At 66.9% G+C, this 15,430-nt stretch carries 9 protein-coding genes; 7 read left to right on the forward strand and 2 right to left on the reverse strand.

Annotated elements, in window-relative coordinates:
• Nucleotides 1-129: 129 nt before the first annotated feature.
• Together AC1D14_RS02595 and AC1D14_RS02600 are read left to right on the forward strand one after the other, a co-directional pair.
• On the forward strand, nucleotides 130-876 hold the full coding sequence (locus tag AC1D14_RS02595) for a TetR/AcrR family transcriptional regulator (RefSeq protein ID WP_476968017.1): 747 nt from the start codon (nucleotides 130-132) through the stop codon (nucleotides 874-876).
• Between the two features lies 1 nt (nucleotide 877).
• On the forward strand, nucleotides 878-3,421 hold the full coding sequence (locus AC1D14_RS02600; RefSeq protein ID WP_476968018.1) for an MMPL family transporter: 2,544 nt from the start codon (nucleotides 878-880) through the stop codon (nucleotides 3,419-3,421).
• 325 nt (nucleotides 3,422-3,746) lie between these two features.
• Here AC1D14_RS02600 and AC1D14_RS02605 read toward each other — a convergent pair whose 3' ends face one another.
• The gene (locus AC1D14_RS02605) at nucleotides 3,747-5,090 is read right to left on the reverse strand and encodes an HNH endonuclease (protein ID WP_476968019.1); all 1,344 of its coding nucleotides are present in this window, start codon (nucleotides 5,088-5,090) and stop codon (nucleotides 3,747-3,749) included.
• 540 nt (nucleotides 5,091-5,630) lie between these two features.
• On the opposite strand from AC1D14_RS02605, the gene AC1D14_RS02610 reads away from it, so the two are divergent.
• Nucleotides 5,631-6,305: a Maf family protein gene (locus AC1D14_RS02610; protein ID WP_230119922.1), complete on the forward strand. Its 675-nt coding sequence runs from the start codon at nucleotides 5,631-5,633 to the stop codon at nucleotides 6,303-6,305.
• A gap of 241 nt (nucleotides 6,306-6,546) precedes the next feature.
• Nucleotides 6,547-8,331, forward strand: a complete 1,785-nt coding sequence (locus AC1D14_RS02615) for an acetyl/propionyl/methylcrotonyl-CoA carboxylase subunit alpha (protein ID WP_230119927.1) — start codon at nucleotides 6,547-6,549, stop codon at nucleotides 8,329-8,331.
• 119 nt (nucleotides 8,332-8,450) lie between these two features.
• Here the strand turns inward: AC1D14_RS02615 and AC1D14_RS02620 are convergent, their stop codons facing one another.
• Complete coding sequence (locus AC1D14_RS02620; RefSeq protein ID WP_230119923.1) at nucleotides 8,451-9,860, reverse strand: MFS transporter; 1,410 nt, start codon at nucleotides 9,858-9,860, stop codon at nucleotides 8,451-8,453.
• A gap of 280 nt (nucleotides 9,861-10,140) precedes the next feature.
• Between AC1D14_RS02620 and AC1D14_RS02625 the strand changes: the two genes are divergently transcribed.
• From AC1D14_RS02625 to AC1D14_RS02635, 3 genes are read left to right on the forward strand one after another with little or no spacing between them, the layout of a single operon-like run.
• Nucleotides 10,141-11,616: an MFS transporter gene (locus tag AC1D14_RS02625; RefSeq protein ID WP_476880933.1), complete on the forward strand. Its 1,476-nt coding sequence runs from the start codon at nucleotides 10,141-10,143 to the stop codon at nucleotides 11,614-11,616.
• A 1-nt stretch (nucleotide 11,617) separates the two neighbouring features.
• The gene (locus tag AC1D14_RS02630) at nucleotides 11,618-13,804 is read left to right on the forward strand and encodes a molybdopterin oxidoreductase family protein (protein ID WP_476880934.1); all 2,187 of its coding nucleotides are present in this window, start codon (nucleotides 11,618-11,620) and stop codon (nucleotides 13,802-13,804) included.
• Nucleotides 13,801-15,363: an FAD-dependent oxidoreductase gene (locus AC1D14_RS02635; protein WP_476880935.1), complete on the forward strand. Its 1,563-nt coding sequence runs from the start codon at nucleotides 13,801-13,803 to the stop codon at nucleotides 15,361-15,363. Before AC1D14_RS02630 ends, AC1D14_RS02635 begins: the two co-directional genes overlap by 4 nt.
• Nucleotides 15,364-15,430 lie beyond the last annotated feature (67 nt).

Below are 15,430 nucleotides of genomic sequence, written 5' to 3' on the forward strand. Positions count from 1 at the left end.
ACCCACATAAGTGGCGGCTATGAAGGGCCTGTGAAGTACATATGAATCCCGTGCGGAACCTATGACGGCTGAGGCTGACGTTGAGGGCTTTTCTTGCGCAGAGTGCAAAGATGCACGTAGTGTAACTGCGTGTTCACTTCCATTTCTCCGCCGGCCGCCCAGCCGCCGGCATCACCTTCGCGGCGCGAACTCAACAAAGCCGCGACCCGCCAGGCCATCTCGGATTCAACCCTGGGGCTTCTGCGCAGCGCAGGCCCCGGCAATTTCACCGTGGAGGACATTGCCGAGTCGGCAGGCATCTCCCGCCGCACTTTCTTCAACTACTTCAGCAGCACCGAGGCGGCCATCGCTTCGGTGACGCACGGCTTCCTCGACACTGCGCTGGAGCAGTTCCGGCTCCGACCGGCGGACGAGCCCATCCTTGAGTCAGCCCGCGCAGCCCTCGTTGAGCTCGCCGACCCCATGACGGTCGCACCGATGGCCGAGCTCTTCAGCCTGACTCAGGCCAGTCCCCTGCTGGCCCGGTCCGAGCTTGAGGCGTGGGACCACTGCACCGAGCAGATCATCGCTGCCGCCCGAGAGCGCGCCGCCCGGAACCCGGCCGTGGACATGGACGGGGACATGGACGAGCTCTACCTGCGGGCCCTCGCCGGTTCCGTCATCTCCTGCGGGAAGGCCGCGATGGAGGTGTGGTTCAGCCGCTGCGGAACAGACCTCTCGGCGGAATCACTGGCCATCCTCCGGCAACTGCTGATCGATTCGATGGCACTGCTGGGTTCCGGCTTCGCCGCCTCGGCTCCGCAGCACCCGGATTCTCCGGCATCCCAGCCCCTACAAAGCGACTCCCCTGCCCCGCACTCCTCAGAACGGTCCTGACATGGCACTTCTGCTTTACCGACTCGGCAAGTTTTCCTACGGGCACCGGTGGATCGTCATCTCGCTCTGGCTGGCGGTCCTCGTGGCTGTCGGCGGCTCAGCAGCCGCGTTCCACGGAACCATGTCCAACAATTTCCAGATCCCGGGTACTGAAACCCAGCGCATGCTGGACAAGCTGAAGCAGGATCTTCCCCAGTCTTCGGGAGGTTCCGCGGGAATTGTCTTCGAAGCCAATGACGCCCGGTTCAGCCAGGCCGGAAAGGACGCCGTCTCCGCCGCCCTCGCCAAGCTGGAGACTCTCCCCGATGTCCAGGGGACCGTGGATCCGTTCGCCACCCAGGCGCAGGTGGACAAGGCCGCCGAGGCCATCACCGCCGGTGAGCAGAAGGCGGCGGCGGGACAGACCGAGCTGGATAGGGCACGCGCTCAGCTCGTGGCGGGCAAGGCCCAGCTCGACGCCGCCGCGCAGCAAATGTCTGCCGCCGGGCTTCCGGCGGCAGAGGTTGAAGGGCAGCTGGCGCAGCAGAAAGCAGCCCTCGCTGCGGGTCGGGAAAAGCTCGACGCCGGCATCAAGGAACTTGAGACCGGCGCGGCAAATCTGGCACTCGCCAAGCGCCAGCTCGCCGCTTCCCAGGGGATGCGTTTTGTCTCCGCTGACGGCAAGGCCGCCATCGCCCAGGTCCAGTTCAAGACCTCGATCAATGCCCTGGCGCCCTCGGTCAGGGAGCAGGTCCAGGACATCGCCAGTGGGGTGGACTCCGCTGGGGTCACCGCCTTGGCCAGCAAGGAAATCACCGAGGATGTCTCGGAACTGTTCGGCATCTCCGAGATCGTAGGCATTGCCATCGCCGCCCTGGTCCTCATCGTCATGTTGGGCACTCTGATTGCGGCCGGGCTCCCGCTGCTCATGGCCCTCGTGGGCGTGGCGGCCGGGGTGGGCGGAACCTTTGCCCTGACGGGGGTAATTAGCATGAGCTCCATCTCGCCCATGCTCGCGCTGATGTTGGGCCTCGCTGTCGGCATCGATTACTCACTGTTCATAGTCAACCGCCACCGGAGCCAGCTGCTGGCCGGCATGGAGGGCGAAGAATCGGTTGCGCTGGCGACGGGCACCTCCGGCAACGCCGTACTTTTCGCCGGGCTGACCGTGATCATTGCCCTGGCCGCACTGGTGGTCCCCGGACTGCCGTTCCTCGCTGTCATGGGTGTGTCGGCCGCCGCGACCGTGGCCGTCGCCGTCGTCGTGGCCCTGACCCTGACTCCGGCAGTCCTCTCGCTAGTGGGCAGGAAGCTCATCTCCAAGAGGGCCTGGGCGAAAGCCGAGGCGCACAACGCCGCGCCCGGCCACGACGCAGAGGACCGGGCCAAGGAAGAGCACCGGAGCAGCCACGGCTGGGGTGGGCTGGTCACGCGGCACCCAGTTCTGGCGCTGCTCGCCGGCGTGGTCCTGCTCGGTCTGGTGGCGCTGCCGGCCAGCCAGCTCCGGCTGGCGCTCCCCGACGGCGGTTCCGAACCGGTGGATTCCCAGGCCTTCAAAGCCTATGACGTCACCGGCCGAAGCTTCGGCGAAGGCGTCACCGGCCCCATCGTGGTGGTGGGCGATTTCCCCGCCGGACTTAGCGAGTCCGAAGCGCAGACCAAGCAGTTCGACGTCGCCGACATCCTCCGAGGCGTGGACGGCGTCACCGCCGCGGTCCCCGTGGCGCTGAGCGAGGACCGCCGCACCGCGGTGTTCCAGGTGATCCCCAAAGAAGGCCCGGCAAGCGCCAGCACCGTCAGGGTGGTTTCCGAGCTCCGCGGCCGGAACGCGGAAATCAGGGACGCCACGAGAGTCAGTATCGGGCTCACCGGCCAGACCGCCGGCAACGTGGACGTCTCCACGAAGCTCGGTGACGCCCTGCCGCCCTATCTGGCCATCGTCGTCGGGCTTTCCCTGATCCTGCTGCTGCTGGCGTTCCGCTCCGTCGTGGTGCCGCTGCTCGCCACCGGCGGTTTTCTGCTCTCACTCGCCGCCGCGTTCGGCGCGGTGGTTGCCGTCTACCAGTGGGGCTGGCTGGGGACCGTGTTCGACGTCGCAAACCCGGGTGCGGTGCTGAGCTTCCTGCCCATCATCCTGATAGGCGTGCTGTTCGGGCTGGCCATGGACTACCAGGTGTTCATCACTTCCGGAATGCGCGAATCGTACACGCATGGGCAACCGGCCAGGCACGCCGTTCGCAGCGGGTTCAGCCACGCCGCAGCCGTGGTCACCGCCGCTGCGATCATCATGGTCAGCGTCTTTGCCGGCTTCATCTTCTCGCACCTGACCATGGTCCGGCCGCTTGGCTTCGCGATGGCCTTCGGCGTGCTGGTGGACGCGTTCGTGGTGCGCATGACGATCGTCCCGGCCGCAATGTACCTGCTCGGCGATAAGGCTTGGTGGCTGCCTCGCTGGCTGGACCGCATCCTGCCCGACGTGGATGTGGAAGGCGCGCGCCTCCGCAAACCAAGCACGACGGCGGCCGCTGCCTCTGTGCCCGAACCCGCCGAAGCTCCGGCCGGCTGATCTCGTCTGGCGCTGCTGGCAGCTTTCGCACCGCTCCTGCGACGTGGAGGTGCATTCTCATCCTGTCGCCCCACCTGATGTTCAAGCAGCTGATCGCAAGTGGGACGCCTACGCTGCCTCGCATCCCTAGGCCGTCGCCGCGTCGCCCGACTGCACGCTCGAACACTTCGGTGATGCGAAACGACTCGCCAACGAACTCCTCGGCGTTGTCCTGAGCGGAAGAAAACGCGCGACATCGGTCTGGCCACCCGAGCACGCGGACGGGCACGCGCCGCAACAGTGAAGGTGCACGGCTGCATGACACGGCGGACCACTCGCTGCCAGCTCAGGCCGCGCGAGGAGCTTCCGCCGCGAGCACACCCCTTGCCCGCCTACGAACCTTCGCGGAGCGCCGGAGTTCACGTCTGCGCCGGCAGGCTTCCGCGTTCGAAGCGTCAAGCTGAGTTCCGGGCAAAGGTGGCGCAGTGGAGCGGTAACTGTGGTCCGTCGGGGTCCGGATTTCGAGAGTGTGCCTGAACCGGCCGGCGTCGCGGGAACCAAGGGGCTTCACTGTCCAACCAGGCGCTTCTTTAGTGTGGTTGCAGGCTTCGCAGAGCCCGGCACCGTTTCCGTGGGTGGTGGGTCCGCCGCGATGCCACGGAACGATGTGGTCATAGTGGCGGACCGGAGCATCACAGTACGGGGCGCGGCAGGTGTGGTCGCGGGCCTCGATGAAGCGGCGCAGCCCGGCGGGGAACAGTCTGGCCCGGGAATCCATCGCAACCAGCTCTCCGGCACCCGGAGCCGCGTAGAGCCGTCGCAGCCATGCCTCAACGTCGTTGGAAGCGGAGAACACGCCTTCCATTGCAGCGGCTTCCTTGAGGGCATCCCTTGCCCAGCCCGCCGGGACCACACCGTAACCGGGCAGCCGGGCCGGTTCGGAGTCGCCCTGGAACAGCGTGCGGTCGGTCATGATGAGCTGGATCTCGATCCCCGTGATCCCGCCTGGTGTACCCGTGATCCTTTCAACCAGGGCGTCGGCCATGATCTGCCCCCGGGAACGTTCATCCCCGCCGGAGCGGAGGGAGTCCGCGTGGCGGCTGAGCGCTGCGTGCACGGCCACACCGGCCGAGACGGGCAACAGGGCGGTCAAGTAGCACATGGTGTCCGGAGCGGGACGGAGGCTGACGTGCCGTTCGGTGGCGGCGTGGGCGGCGCGCTGCGTGACGGAGCGCGGGTCGCGGCGATAGGCGGCGGTACGGGCGGCGGCCACCAGTGCCCGGTCTCCTACACCGGCCAGCGTTCCTGCGTCGGGCGCGAGTTCCTCGTCGACGCCACAGCGGTCCGCGGAGGACAGACACGCCGTTTCGCGCACCAGCAACGTGGCCCGCCACTCGTTCAGCTGCCCCGCCTCCAAGGCAGCGAGCGTGTGCGGCATCTCAATCACCAAGGCCTTGGCCAGGCCCAACAACCGGTTTCCCTTGGCCGGGGATTCGCGACGCGCGAGGGCAATCTGTGCTCCAATGCCTGCCCCGAGCTGGTCAGCGGGGATCCCGACGTCAGACTTCTGCCGGCGCTGCAGCTGGTCGAAGGCGACGGACAGGCGGGCCTGACGGGCAGCCAAGGCAGACTTTCTGTCTTCCAGTGTCCGGATCTCATCAATCAGGCGGGCACCGTCCTGCTCGGCCATGCCTGCGCACAGGGCTAAGGCTGCATCGTCCGTTGCCGGCGCCTGACAGCAGCTGCAGGCGCAACCGTACCCCACTGCGGCCGGAACCGCGTCGGACCCCCAATTACCGTTCATAGCTCAAGTGTCGCTGTGGGCTCTGACAATAAGGGCCATCACGTTACTGAGGGCCCGCCGAAGCCGATCATCCGCTTCGGCGGCCATCGGGGAGGCCCCCATCCCGGACGTAGCTGCCGGCACACGGCTGAGGACGACCGCGACTTCAAGACGCGTCCTAACGGTCCTCAGTGCAGAGCTCAGCTCGTCCAGCCGCCGGTAGTGTTCGATCAGCCCGGCAGTATCCTCGGGCAAAGTCATTTCCCGAAGCATGCGGTTCCCCATGGTGATCAAGCCACGGCTATCGTAATCATCGCGTCCGGCCATTGTTGAGGCCCCTTCCGATCCCTGATTCCGTCGATGATGCAAGTGTTCCTGCGGGCTGTGACATTTAAGGGTGGGCTGTTGCAGCGGATCCGAAACGGCTTCCGGGATTAGGCTGGAGCGGTGACCCGCCTCATTCTTGCCTCCCAGTCCCCCGCCCGCACCAAGTTGCTCAGCAACGCAGGCATCGCTCACAAGGTCCTCGTCTCCGATGTGGACGAGGACGCCGTTCAGGCCCGCTACGGCGTGACCGACCCGCACGATACCGCCCTGCTGCTGGCCCGGGCAAAGGCCGAGGCCGTAGCCTCGCTTCCGGAGGCCGAGGGCGCCCTGGTGATCGGCTGCGATTCGGTCTTCGAGTTCGACGGCGAGGCCCACGGCAAGCCCTACACCCCGGAGGTCGCCAAGGAGCGGATGCTCCGGATGAGCGGCAGCATGGGCGTGCTGCACACCGGACACTGGCTCGTGGACTGCCGGGACACCGATTCAAATGACGACGGCGGCCCCGGCTCCGGGGCGACGCTCGGTTCCGTCTGCTCCGCCGAGGTGCACTTCATGGACATGAGCGAGGCCGAGATCGACAGCTACATCGCCACCGGCGAGCCGCTCCAGTGCGCGGGCTCCTTCACGATCGACGGCTACGGCGGAGCCTTCATCCGCAAGGTCGACGGCGACCCGCACACCGTCGTCGGACTCTCCATCTCGACCCTGCGCGGGTTGCTGGGGCAGGCGGCGGTGGACGTCACCGACCTTTGGACCGGCGGGGCCGTTGATCCCGCGGAGGTCCGCGCAGAGTGAGTTGATTCGCAGCTCTTTGTAGCTTCCCTACAAAGGTTCGGGGCATTACGCGCGGAATCCGCAAGCAATATCGGCGGAACCCTCAAAATCGCGCTAGGCTCCCTGAAGGAAAGAAGGAGACGCCTTGTCAGCAAATTCGGAGCAGTCCGCAAGTCCAGAGCAATCCGCGGCGAGCGGCGGCCCTAACGCCAGCGCCATCGCAGGTGCCGGCACCACCGTCCCAAGCTCCGCAGGCGCCGCCCTGACGAGCTCCAAGCGACTGACCAAGGTTCTGATCGCGAACCGCGGTGAGATCGCAGTCCGCATCATCCGCGCAGCACGTGACGAAGGCATAGCCTCCGTTGCCGTCTATGCCGATCCCGACCGCGATGCCCTCCATGTCCGGCTGGCAGACGAGGCCTATGCACTGGGCGGCAATACCGCCGCAGAATCCTACCTGGTGATGGAAAAGCTGATCGAGGCAGCCCACCAGTCCGGCGCCGATGCCATCCACCCCGGTTACGGCTTCCTCGCTGAAAATGCGCAGTTCGCGGCCATGGTCATCGGGGCAGGCATCACCTGGATCGGACCGTCCCCGGGAGCCATTTCCGCCCTCGGCGACAAGGTCCAGGCCCGCCACATCGCCGAAAAGGTTGGCGCCCCGCAGGTTCCCGGCACCGCCGATCCCGTTGAATCCGCTGAGGAAATCCTCGAATTCGTGGACAAGTTCGGCCTGCCGGTCGCCATCAAGGCGGCCTTTGGCGGCGGCGGACGCGGCATCAAGGTAGCCCGCACCCGCGAGGAAATCCCCGAGCTCTTCGAATCCGCCGTGCGTGAGGCCACCGCGGCGTTCGGCCGGGGCGAGTGCTTCATCGAGCGCTTCCTGGACGCCCCCCGCCATGTTGAGACCCAGTGCCTCGCCGACGCGCACGGCAACGTCGTCGTCGTCTCCACCCGTGACTGCTCGCTGCAGCGCCGCAACCAGAAGCTCGTCGAGGAGGCGCCTGCCCCCTTCCTCACCGAAGAACAGAACCAGCGCCTCTACCAGTCCTCCAAGGCCATCCTGAAGGAAGCCGGGTACCTCGGCGCCGGCACCTGCGAATTCCTTGTGGGCCAGGACGGCACCATCTCCTTCCTTGAGGTCAATACCCGCCTCCAGGTGGAGCACTGCGTCTCCGAGGAAGTCACCGGGATCGATCTCGTCCGCGAACAGTTCCGCCTCGCCCGCGGCGAGGAACTGGGCTACGGTGATCCCGAGGTCCGCGGGCACTCCATCGAATTCCGCATCACCGGCGAGGACCCGGGCCGCAACTTCATGCCCGCCCCGGGCACGATCACCGCGCTGAAGAACCCCACCGGCCCGGGCATCCGCATCGACTCGGGCGTGGAGCAGGGCGACGTCATCAGCGGCAATTTCGACTCCATGCTGTCCAAGCTGATCGTCACCGGCAGTACCCGCGCCCAGGCCCTGCAGCGTTCCCGCCGGGCTCTGGAGGAGATGGTGGTGGAAGGCATCCCCACCGTCATCCCCTTCGACCTGGCCGTCGTCAGCAACCCGGACTTCGCTCCCGCCGAGGGCCCCTTCAAGGTCCACACCCGGTGGATTGAAACGGCGTTCGTCAACGACCTCCCCGCCTGGACGCCCGCTGGAGCCGTCTCCGAAGCGGAGGAAGCCGGCGAACGCCGGACCGTCGTGGTGGAGGTTGGCGGCAAGCGCCTTGAAGTGGCACTGCCCGCGTCACTCGGATTCGGCGGCGCGCCCACCGGCGGCGGAAAGCCGGCCAAGTCCAAGAAGCGGAGCCGCTCAGGCGGCGCCGCAGTGGCGGCCGGCGGCAATGCGCTGACCTCGCCCATGCAGGGAACTATCGTGAAGGTGGCCGTGTCCGACGGTGACGTCGTCGCCGAAGGGGATCTCGTCGTCGTGCTTGAAGCCATGAAAATGGAGCAGCCGCTGACAGCCCACCGTTCCGGCACAATCACCGGACTGGCCGCAACAGCGGGTCTGACGGTGGCCGCGGGCGCCGTCATCACCACCATCGAGGACTGATCCGCTCTAAGGCCGCCCCACCCCGAGGTGACGCGAAACAGCACATGAAAATGCCCGGTGTGAATTTCACACCGGGCATTTTCATCTGCCGAACCAGTGGGCCGGCAGGAACCGAGGCGTCAGGCCACGTTGTTTTCGTAGTCCAGGTCCCGGGTTTCCTTGCTCAGGAAGAGTGCAATCAGCGTCAGCACTGCCATGACGCTTAGGTACACGCCCACCAGGACCGGGCTACCCTTCGCCGTTTCCCACAGCCACACGGCGATGAACGGCGCCACGGCCGCACCGAGGATGCTGGAGACGTTGTAGCTCACGGCCGATCCCGTGTATCGGACGTTGGTCGGGAACAGCTCTGGCAGCAGGGCGCCCATGGGTCCGAAGGTGAGGCCCATCAGGGTGAAGCCGAGGATCAGCACAGCCATGGTGCCCACGAAGCCGCCGCTGAACAGCGGGACGAACAGCAGGCCGAAGACAAAGATGCCCGAGGTGACGGCGATTAGCATCTTGCGGCGCCCGTACTTTTCGGCCAGCGGGCCTGAGACCAGCGTGAAGATTCCGAAGAACACCACGCCCGCGATCAGCATCCACAGGAAGTCGTTGCGCGTGTAGCCCAGGCCCGGGACAAAGGCAGCGGCTGCGGCCTCGGTCATCGGCTTGCCGGTCTTTTCCGCTGCCGCTTTGGCCGCTTCCAGAGTGGCCGGGCGGGTGCCGTAGGTCAGCGTGAAGGTGGTCATGAGGTAGAACAGCACATACGTTGCCAGCATGATGAACGTGCCCAGGATGAGCGGACGCCAGCTGGACTTGAAGACCCGGCCGATGGGGAGCTTGGCCACTTCGTTGGATTCGAGGACCTTTGTGAAGGCCGGCGTTTCGATGAGCTTGAGCCGCACGTAGAGGCCGATGATCACCATGACGGCGCTGAGCAGGAACGGCACCCGCCAGCCCCAGGCTTCGAAGGCGGCCGGGGTGAGGGTGTAGTTGGCCACCAGGAAGATCACGTTGGCGATGATGAAGCCGATGGGCGCGCCCAGCTGCGGGAACGTGCCGTAGATGGCGCGTTTGTTGGCCGGGGCGTTCTCGGTTGCAAGGAGGGCCGCTCCGCTCCATTCGCCGCCGAGGGCCAGGCCCTGTGCAAAGCGCATGATCACCAGCAGCGCCGGAGCCCAGAACTGCCAGCCCGGGACCGTGGCCGTTGGCAGGCAGCCGATCAGGAACGTTGCAATACCCATGGTCAGCAGGGACGCCACGAGGGTGCCCTTGCGGCCGAACTTGTCCCCGAAGTGGCCAAAGACCACGGATCCAAGCGGGCGGGCGATGAACGCGACGCCGAAGACTGCGAAGGAGCTCAACAGCTGGGTGGTTTCGTTCTGGCCCGGAAAGAACAGCTTCGGGAAGACGAGCACCGCGGCGGTGGCGTACACGTAAAAGTCGTAGAACTCGACGGTGGTGCCGATGAGGCTCGCGACGATCACGCGGCCGCGCGAGTTCACCTGCTTGGCGGAGCCGGGCTGCGAGGTGGCAGTGGATGACATGTAGTGGCGCTTTCACTAGGACTGGACGGACGATGCTTCCGACCGCCGTCCAACTACGGGATAAAACAGAGTTCAATATTAGTTCCCGCAGTCCATTCAATGGACAAATCGTCCACCATGCGGACAAATCGGGTTGTCTCAAAATGGCGTCGCCCAGTTAGCCTAACGCTGCAGGCAGAAGGCTGATAGGCAAATGTCACAGCACGTTAACAAACCGCGACCGTCCGCGAAACGCGGCTTCCCTACCTTGGAAGAACAACATTCCCCAAGGAGGTACACCGTGACTGCTGACCGCCCCGCAGATACCGGCACCGGCAATTCCCTCGATCTTGCCGCCGAGCCGTGGCTCGGAAGCGCCTCAGGTTCCGCCAACGCGCAGCCCGCTTCAGCCCCCACCACAGACGCCCCCGCCCTTGAGGTCCGCCCCGGCCGCTGGATCGCCAACTGGGATGCAGAGAACAAGCACCAGTGGGAAACCCAGGGCCGCGCCATTGCGCGCCGGAACCTCAACTGGTCCATCTTCGCCGAATTCCTCGGCTTCGTTGTCTGGCAGCTCTGGTCCATCGTTGTGGTCCAGCTTCCGGCCGCAGGCTTTACCTTCAGCACGTCGGAAATCTTCTGGCTCATCTCCATGCCGAGTCTCGTAGGCGCCACGCTCCGCATCCCCTACACCTTCATGGTCCCGCGCTTCGGCGGCCGGAACTGGACGATCGTTTCGGCGACACTCCTTCTGATTCCCTCGGTCGGCCTGGCGATGTGCGTCTCCAACCCGGACACACCGTTCGGCGTCATGCTGCTCGTGGCGGCCCTGGCCGGCTTCGGCGGCGGCAACTTCGCCAGCTCCATGGCGAACATCACCTTCTTCTACCCGGCGCGTGAAAAGGGCTGGGCCCTGGGACTGAACGCCGCGGGCGGAAACATGGGTGCCGCCGTCGCGCAGCTTGCCGTTCCGATCGCCATCACGCTCCTTGCCGCCGGCACTGTCAACCTTCCGGTCGCAGGCCTCATGTGGGTTCCGCTGATCCTGATCGCTGCCTTCGGCGCCTACAAGTACATGGACAACCTCACGAGTGCCAAGGGAGACGTGGCGGGGTCGCTGGCCGCCCTGAAGGAACCGCACCTGTGGATCATGGCCCTGCTGTACATCGGCACGTTCGGCTCCTTCATCGGTTTCGCCGGCGTGTTCCCGAAGCTCATCAAGGACTACTTCCCCGCCTTCTCCTCCATCGGAGTCGGCACCGTAGCCCTTTCGCTGGCCTTCCTCGGCCCGCTGGTCGGCTCCCTGGCCCGCCCCTACGGCGGACGCATGGCTGACCGCATGGGCGGCGCCCGCATGACCGTTGCAGCCTTCGCCTCCATGGCCGTCATCACGCTGACGATGATCTGGACGCTCCCCCTGAAGAACTTCTGGCTCTTCCTGGTCCTGTTCCTGATGCTCTTCACCGCCAGCGGCTTCGGAAACGGCGCCACTTACCGCATGATCCCGGTGATCTTCGCCATCTCCAGCCGGGCAGCCCGCTCCGGTGCCAGCACGGTCACCACTCAGCGTCTGGCTTCCTCGGCCCTCGGCCTGATCTCCGCAATCGGCGCCTACGGCGGGTTTGTTATCCCGCAGGTCCTGAACGCCTCCAACACGGCCAGCGGCTCCTACACCCCGGCGTTCTACGGCTTCGTCGGCGCCTATGTGCTGATGCTGGCGGTCTGCTGGTTCTGCTACATCCGCAACGCCAACCGAAACGCGATGGGACACGTCTAACATGACCAAAAGCGCCGACACGCACTGCCCTTACTGCGCCCTGCAGTGCGCCATGACGCTCAAGTCTCCAGCGGCTCTGACCCCGGCTGTCCAGCCGGGGTCAGAGCCCGTGCCGGCTGCGCCGGCCCTTGAAGTCAGCGGCCGCGAGTTCCCCACGAACCGCGGCGGCCTCTGCCGCAAGGGCTGGACCTCGGCATCCCTCCTGCACCACCCCGGGCGCGTCACCGAGCCTATGCTGAAGGGTCCCGACGGCGTCCACCGCCCCATCACCTGGGACGAGGCTCTGGCCCGCATCACCACCGCTGTCAAGGACACCCGCGCGAAGTACGGAGCCGACGCAGTCGGAGTCTTCGGCGGCGGCGGCCTCACGAACGAGAAGGCCTACCAGCTGGGCAAGTTCGCCCGCATCGCGCTGGGCACGTCCCGCATCGACTACAACGGCCGGTTCTGCATGTCCTCCGCGGCGGCGGCCGGCATGCGCAGCTTCGGCCTGGACCGCGGGCTGCCGTTTCCGCTGGAGGCACTGGACACCGCCAGCACCATCATGATGCTCGGCTCCAACGTCGCCGAGACCATGCCGCCCTTCGTCCAGCACCTGCAGGGCGTCCGCGACGCCAGCGGTCTGATCGTGGTGGACCCCCGCCGGTCCGCCACCGCGGCCTTCACAGCCGACGGCGGCGGCCTCCACCTCCAGCCCCTGCCGGGCACCGACCTCACCCTCCTGCTCGGCCTCGCCCACGTGGTCATCCACGAAGGACTCGTGGACACGGACTACGTCCAGGCCCGCACTAACGGTTACGACGCACTGGTCCGCAGCGTCAACGCGTTCTGGCCTGAGCGCGTCCAGTCCATCACCGGCGTTCCCGCCGATCTCATCCGCGAGACGGCACGCCGGCTTGCCGACGGCGCCCGCCGCGGCGGCAGCTACATCCTCACCGGCCGCGGCGTGGAACAGCACGTGGACGGCACCGACACCGCCACTGCGGCCATCAACCTCAGCCTCCTGCTCGGGCTGCCGGGCACCGCCCGCAGCGGCTACGGCACCCTCACCGGCCAGGGCAACGGCCAGGGCGGCCGCGAACACGGCCAGAAGGCCGACCAGCTGCCCGGCTACCGCAAGATCACCGATCCCGCGGCCAGGGCCCACATGGCCAAGGTATGGAATGTGCCGGAGGACCTCATCCCCGGTCCCGGACTGCCGGCCGTGCAGCTCCTGAAGTCCCTGGGACAGCCCGACGGCGTCCGCTGCCTCTTCGTGCATGCCTCCAACATCGCCGTCGCATCCCCGGACGCCAACTCGGTCATCGACGGACTCCGCAGCCTGGATTTCCTCATGGTCTGCGACTTCTTCATGTCCGAGACCGCCGCAGAGGCTGACCTCGTCCTGCCGGTGCTTCAATGGGCCGAGGAGGAAGGCACGCTGACCAACCTCGAAGGCCGCGTCCTCCGCCGCCGCCAGGCAATTCAACCGCCTGCCGGAGCCCGCAGCGAGCTCTGGATCATGTCGCAGCTGGCTGAGGCCCTGGACGCGCCGTCCACCTTCAGCGACGACCCGGAGACTGTTTTCGAAGAGCTCCGGCTGGCATCCGCCGGCGGCCTGGCCGACTACTCCGGCATCGACTACGCCATGCTGGACAAGGGCGAGGCCGCCTACTGGCCCTACCCCGCCGGAAGCACCGGCACGCCGCGGCTGTTCCTGGACGCCTTTGCGCACGCGGGCGGCAAAGCCGTCATGACCCCGGTGGCGCCCCGCCGCCGTCGGACTCCGGCAGCGAATACCGACCCGGCGGCCAAAACCATGACCCTCATTACCGGCCGCCTGCTGGAGCACTACCAGTCGGGAGCCCAGACGCGGCGTGTCTCCGAACTCCTTGCTTCCCAGCCCGAAGCCAGGATGCAGATCCACCCCGCGGCCGCAGCGTCAATGGGCATCACCGACGGTGCGCTGGTTTCGGTGGCAAACGAGCGCGGCGAGGTGGTCTGCCGGGCAGAGCTCAGCACGGCCATCCGCCCCGAGACCGTGTTCCTGCCGTTCCACTTCCCGGAGCTGGAGAGCGCGAACCGGCTGACGGAAGCCGCCACGGATCCCATCTCCGGGATGCCCGAATTCAAATTCAACAAGGTATGGGTCCGGCTGGCCGCGAACGTACTAAACACCAGTGTTCTTCAGACATCGGAGGCCTCATGAGCGAGCAGATTGTAATTGTCGGATTTGGTCCGGTGGCCGCACGGCTGGTCGACGAGCTCCTGCCCGGCGTGCGGGCCGGACAAGTCGGGGTGACGGTCATCGGCCAGGAGGCCGACGCCGCCTACAACCGCGTGCTGGTGGCCGACCTCGGCGTGGGCCGCACCACTCCGGAAGCGCTGGCACTGGCCGACGCCGCGGTCCTCGCCGCGGACGGCGTTGACGTCCGGCTGGGCGTCAAGGTCAAGCGCGTGGACCGGGCACGGCAGAACGTCATTCTCTCTGACGGGACCTCGGCCCACTACGACCGGCTGGTCTTCGCCACCGGTTCCCGGCCGGTCATCCCCAACCTCACCGGCATCAACCCCGACCCTGCGGCCCCGGTCCTGCCGGAAGGCGTCACGGCACTGCGTGACCTGCGCGACGCCGAGGTGCTCCGCAAGGCTGTTGCCGGGCGCAAGCGGGTGGTGGTGCTCGGCGGCGGTGTCCTGGGCCTCGAGACGGCCCTCGCCGCAGCCGAGGAAGGCGCCACGGTTACCGTGGTCCACAACGGTCCGCACCCGCTGGGCCGCAACATCGACCGCGGGGGCGGCGCGGTGCTAGCCGCCAGCCTCCGCAACTGCGGTGTCCGCGTTGCCGGCAACGCCCGTTCCACGGGCGTTGAGCACAACGCTCCCGACGGCGGGTTCTCGGCTCTGCTGCTCGACGACGGTTCGGCGATCGACGGCGACCTCCTGGTCCTGTCCTGCGGCGTCCGTCCGCGTACCGAGCTCGCGGAGGGCTGCGGGCTGTCAACGGGGACGGGAATCCTCGTGGACCACCGCCTCCGCGCCCACCACGAACCGCACATCTTCGCCATCGGCGACTGCGCCGAGGTCCGCTGCCCGGAGCCGGAATGCATCGAATGCCGCACCGCCCGGGGACCGTCCGGCCTGGTGGGACCGGGCTGGCGGCAGGCCGAATGGCTCGCCGAATACCTGCTGCTGCTTGCCGGGGGCCCCCAGGAGGACGCGGACTCGTTGCCCGCCCTCCCCCAAGAGAAGCCCGGCGTGATCGTGCTCAAGGCACGCGGCATGAACATGGCCGTGGCAGGGGACAACTCGGCCGAGCCGTGGGACGAGGAAGTCCTGACAGCGGGAGCGGTCAACGGCCGGCCGCGGCTCCAGATCGCCCAGTGGGCCGATCCCGAGCACGGACGCTACGTGAAAATGACCACCCGCGGCGGTGTACTCGAGGGCCTGGTCAGCGTGGGCATGCCCCGGACCGCCGGCGAGCTGGTGCAGCTCTTCGAACGTGGTGCTGAGCTGCCCGCCGACCGATCCCTGCTCCTGCGGCTTGACGGACCGGACCAGCTGGCCTCAGCCGGCGCTTCCAGTGACCCGGAAAGCACCGTGTGCCGGTGTGCGGGCGTCAGCGGAGGCAAGATCACGGAGGCGGTGACGGGGGGCTGCTCCACCGTGGCAGAGGTTTCCTCGGCCACGCGCGCCGGCACCGGCTGCGGCGGCTGCCACGAGGACATCAAGGGACTCATCGAAAAACACTTCCAAGCAGCAGCTGCGTAAGGGCCGGGTCCCCCGCTCGGCCGCGTCACAGTTCGCGGGCAATACCCGGATGACAGGTAGCATCGGT

The organism is Arthrobacter sp. P1_B11 (assembly GCF_056406715.1).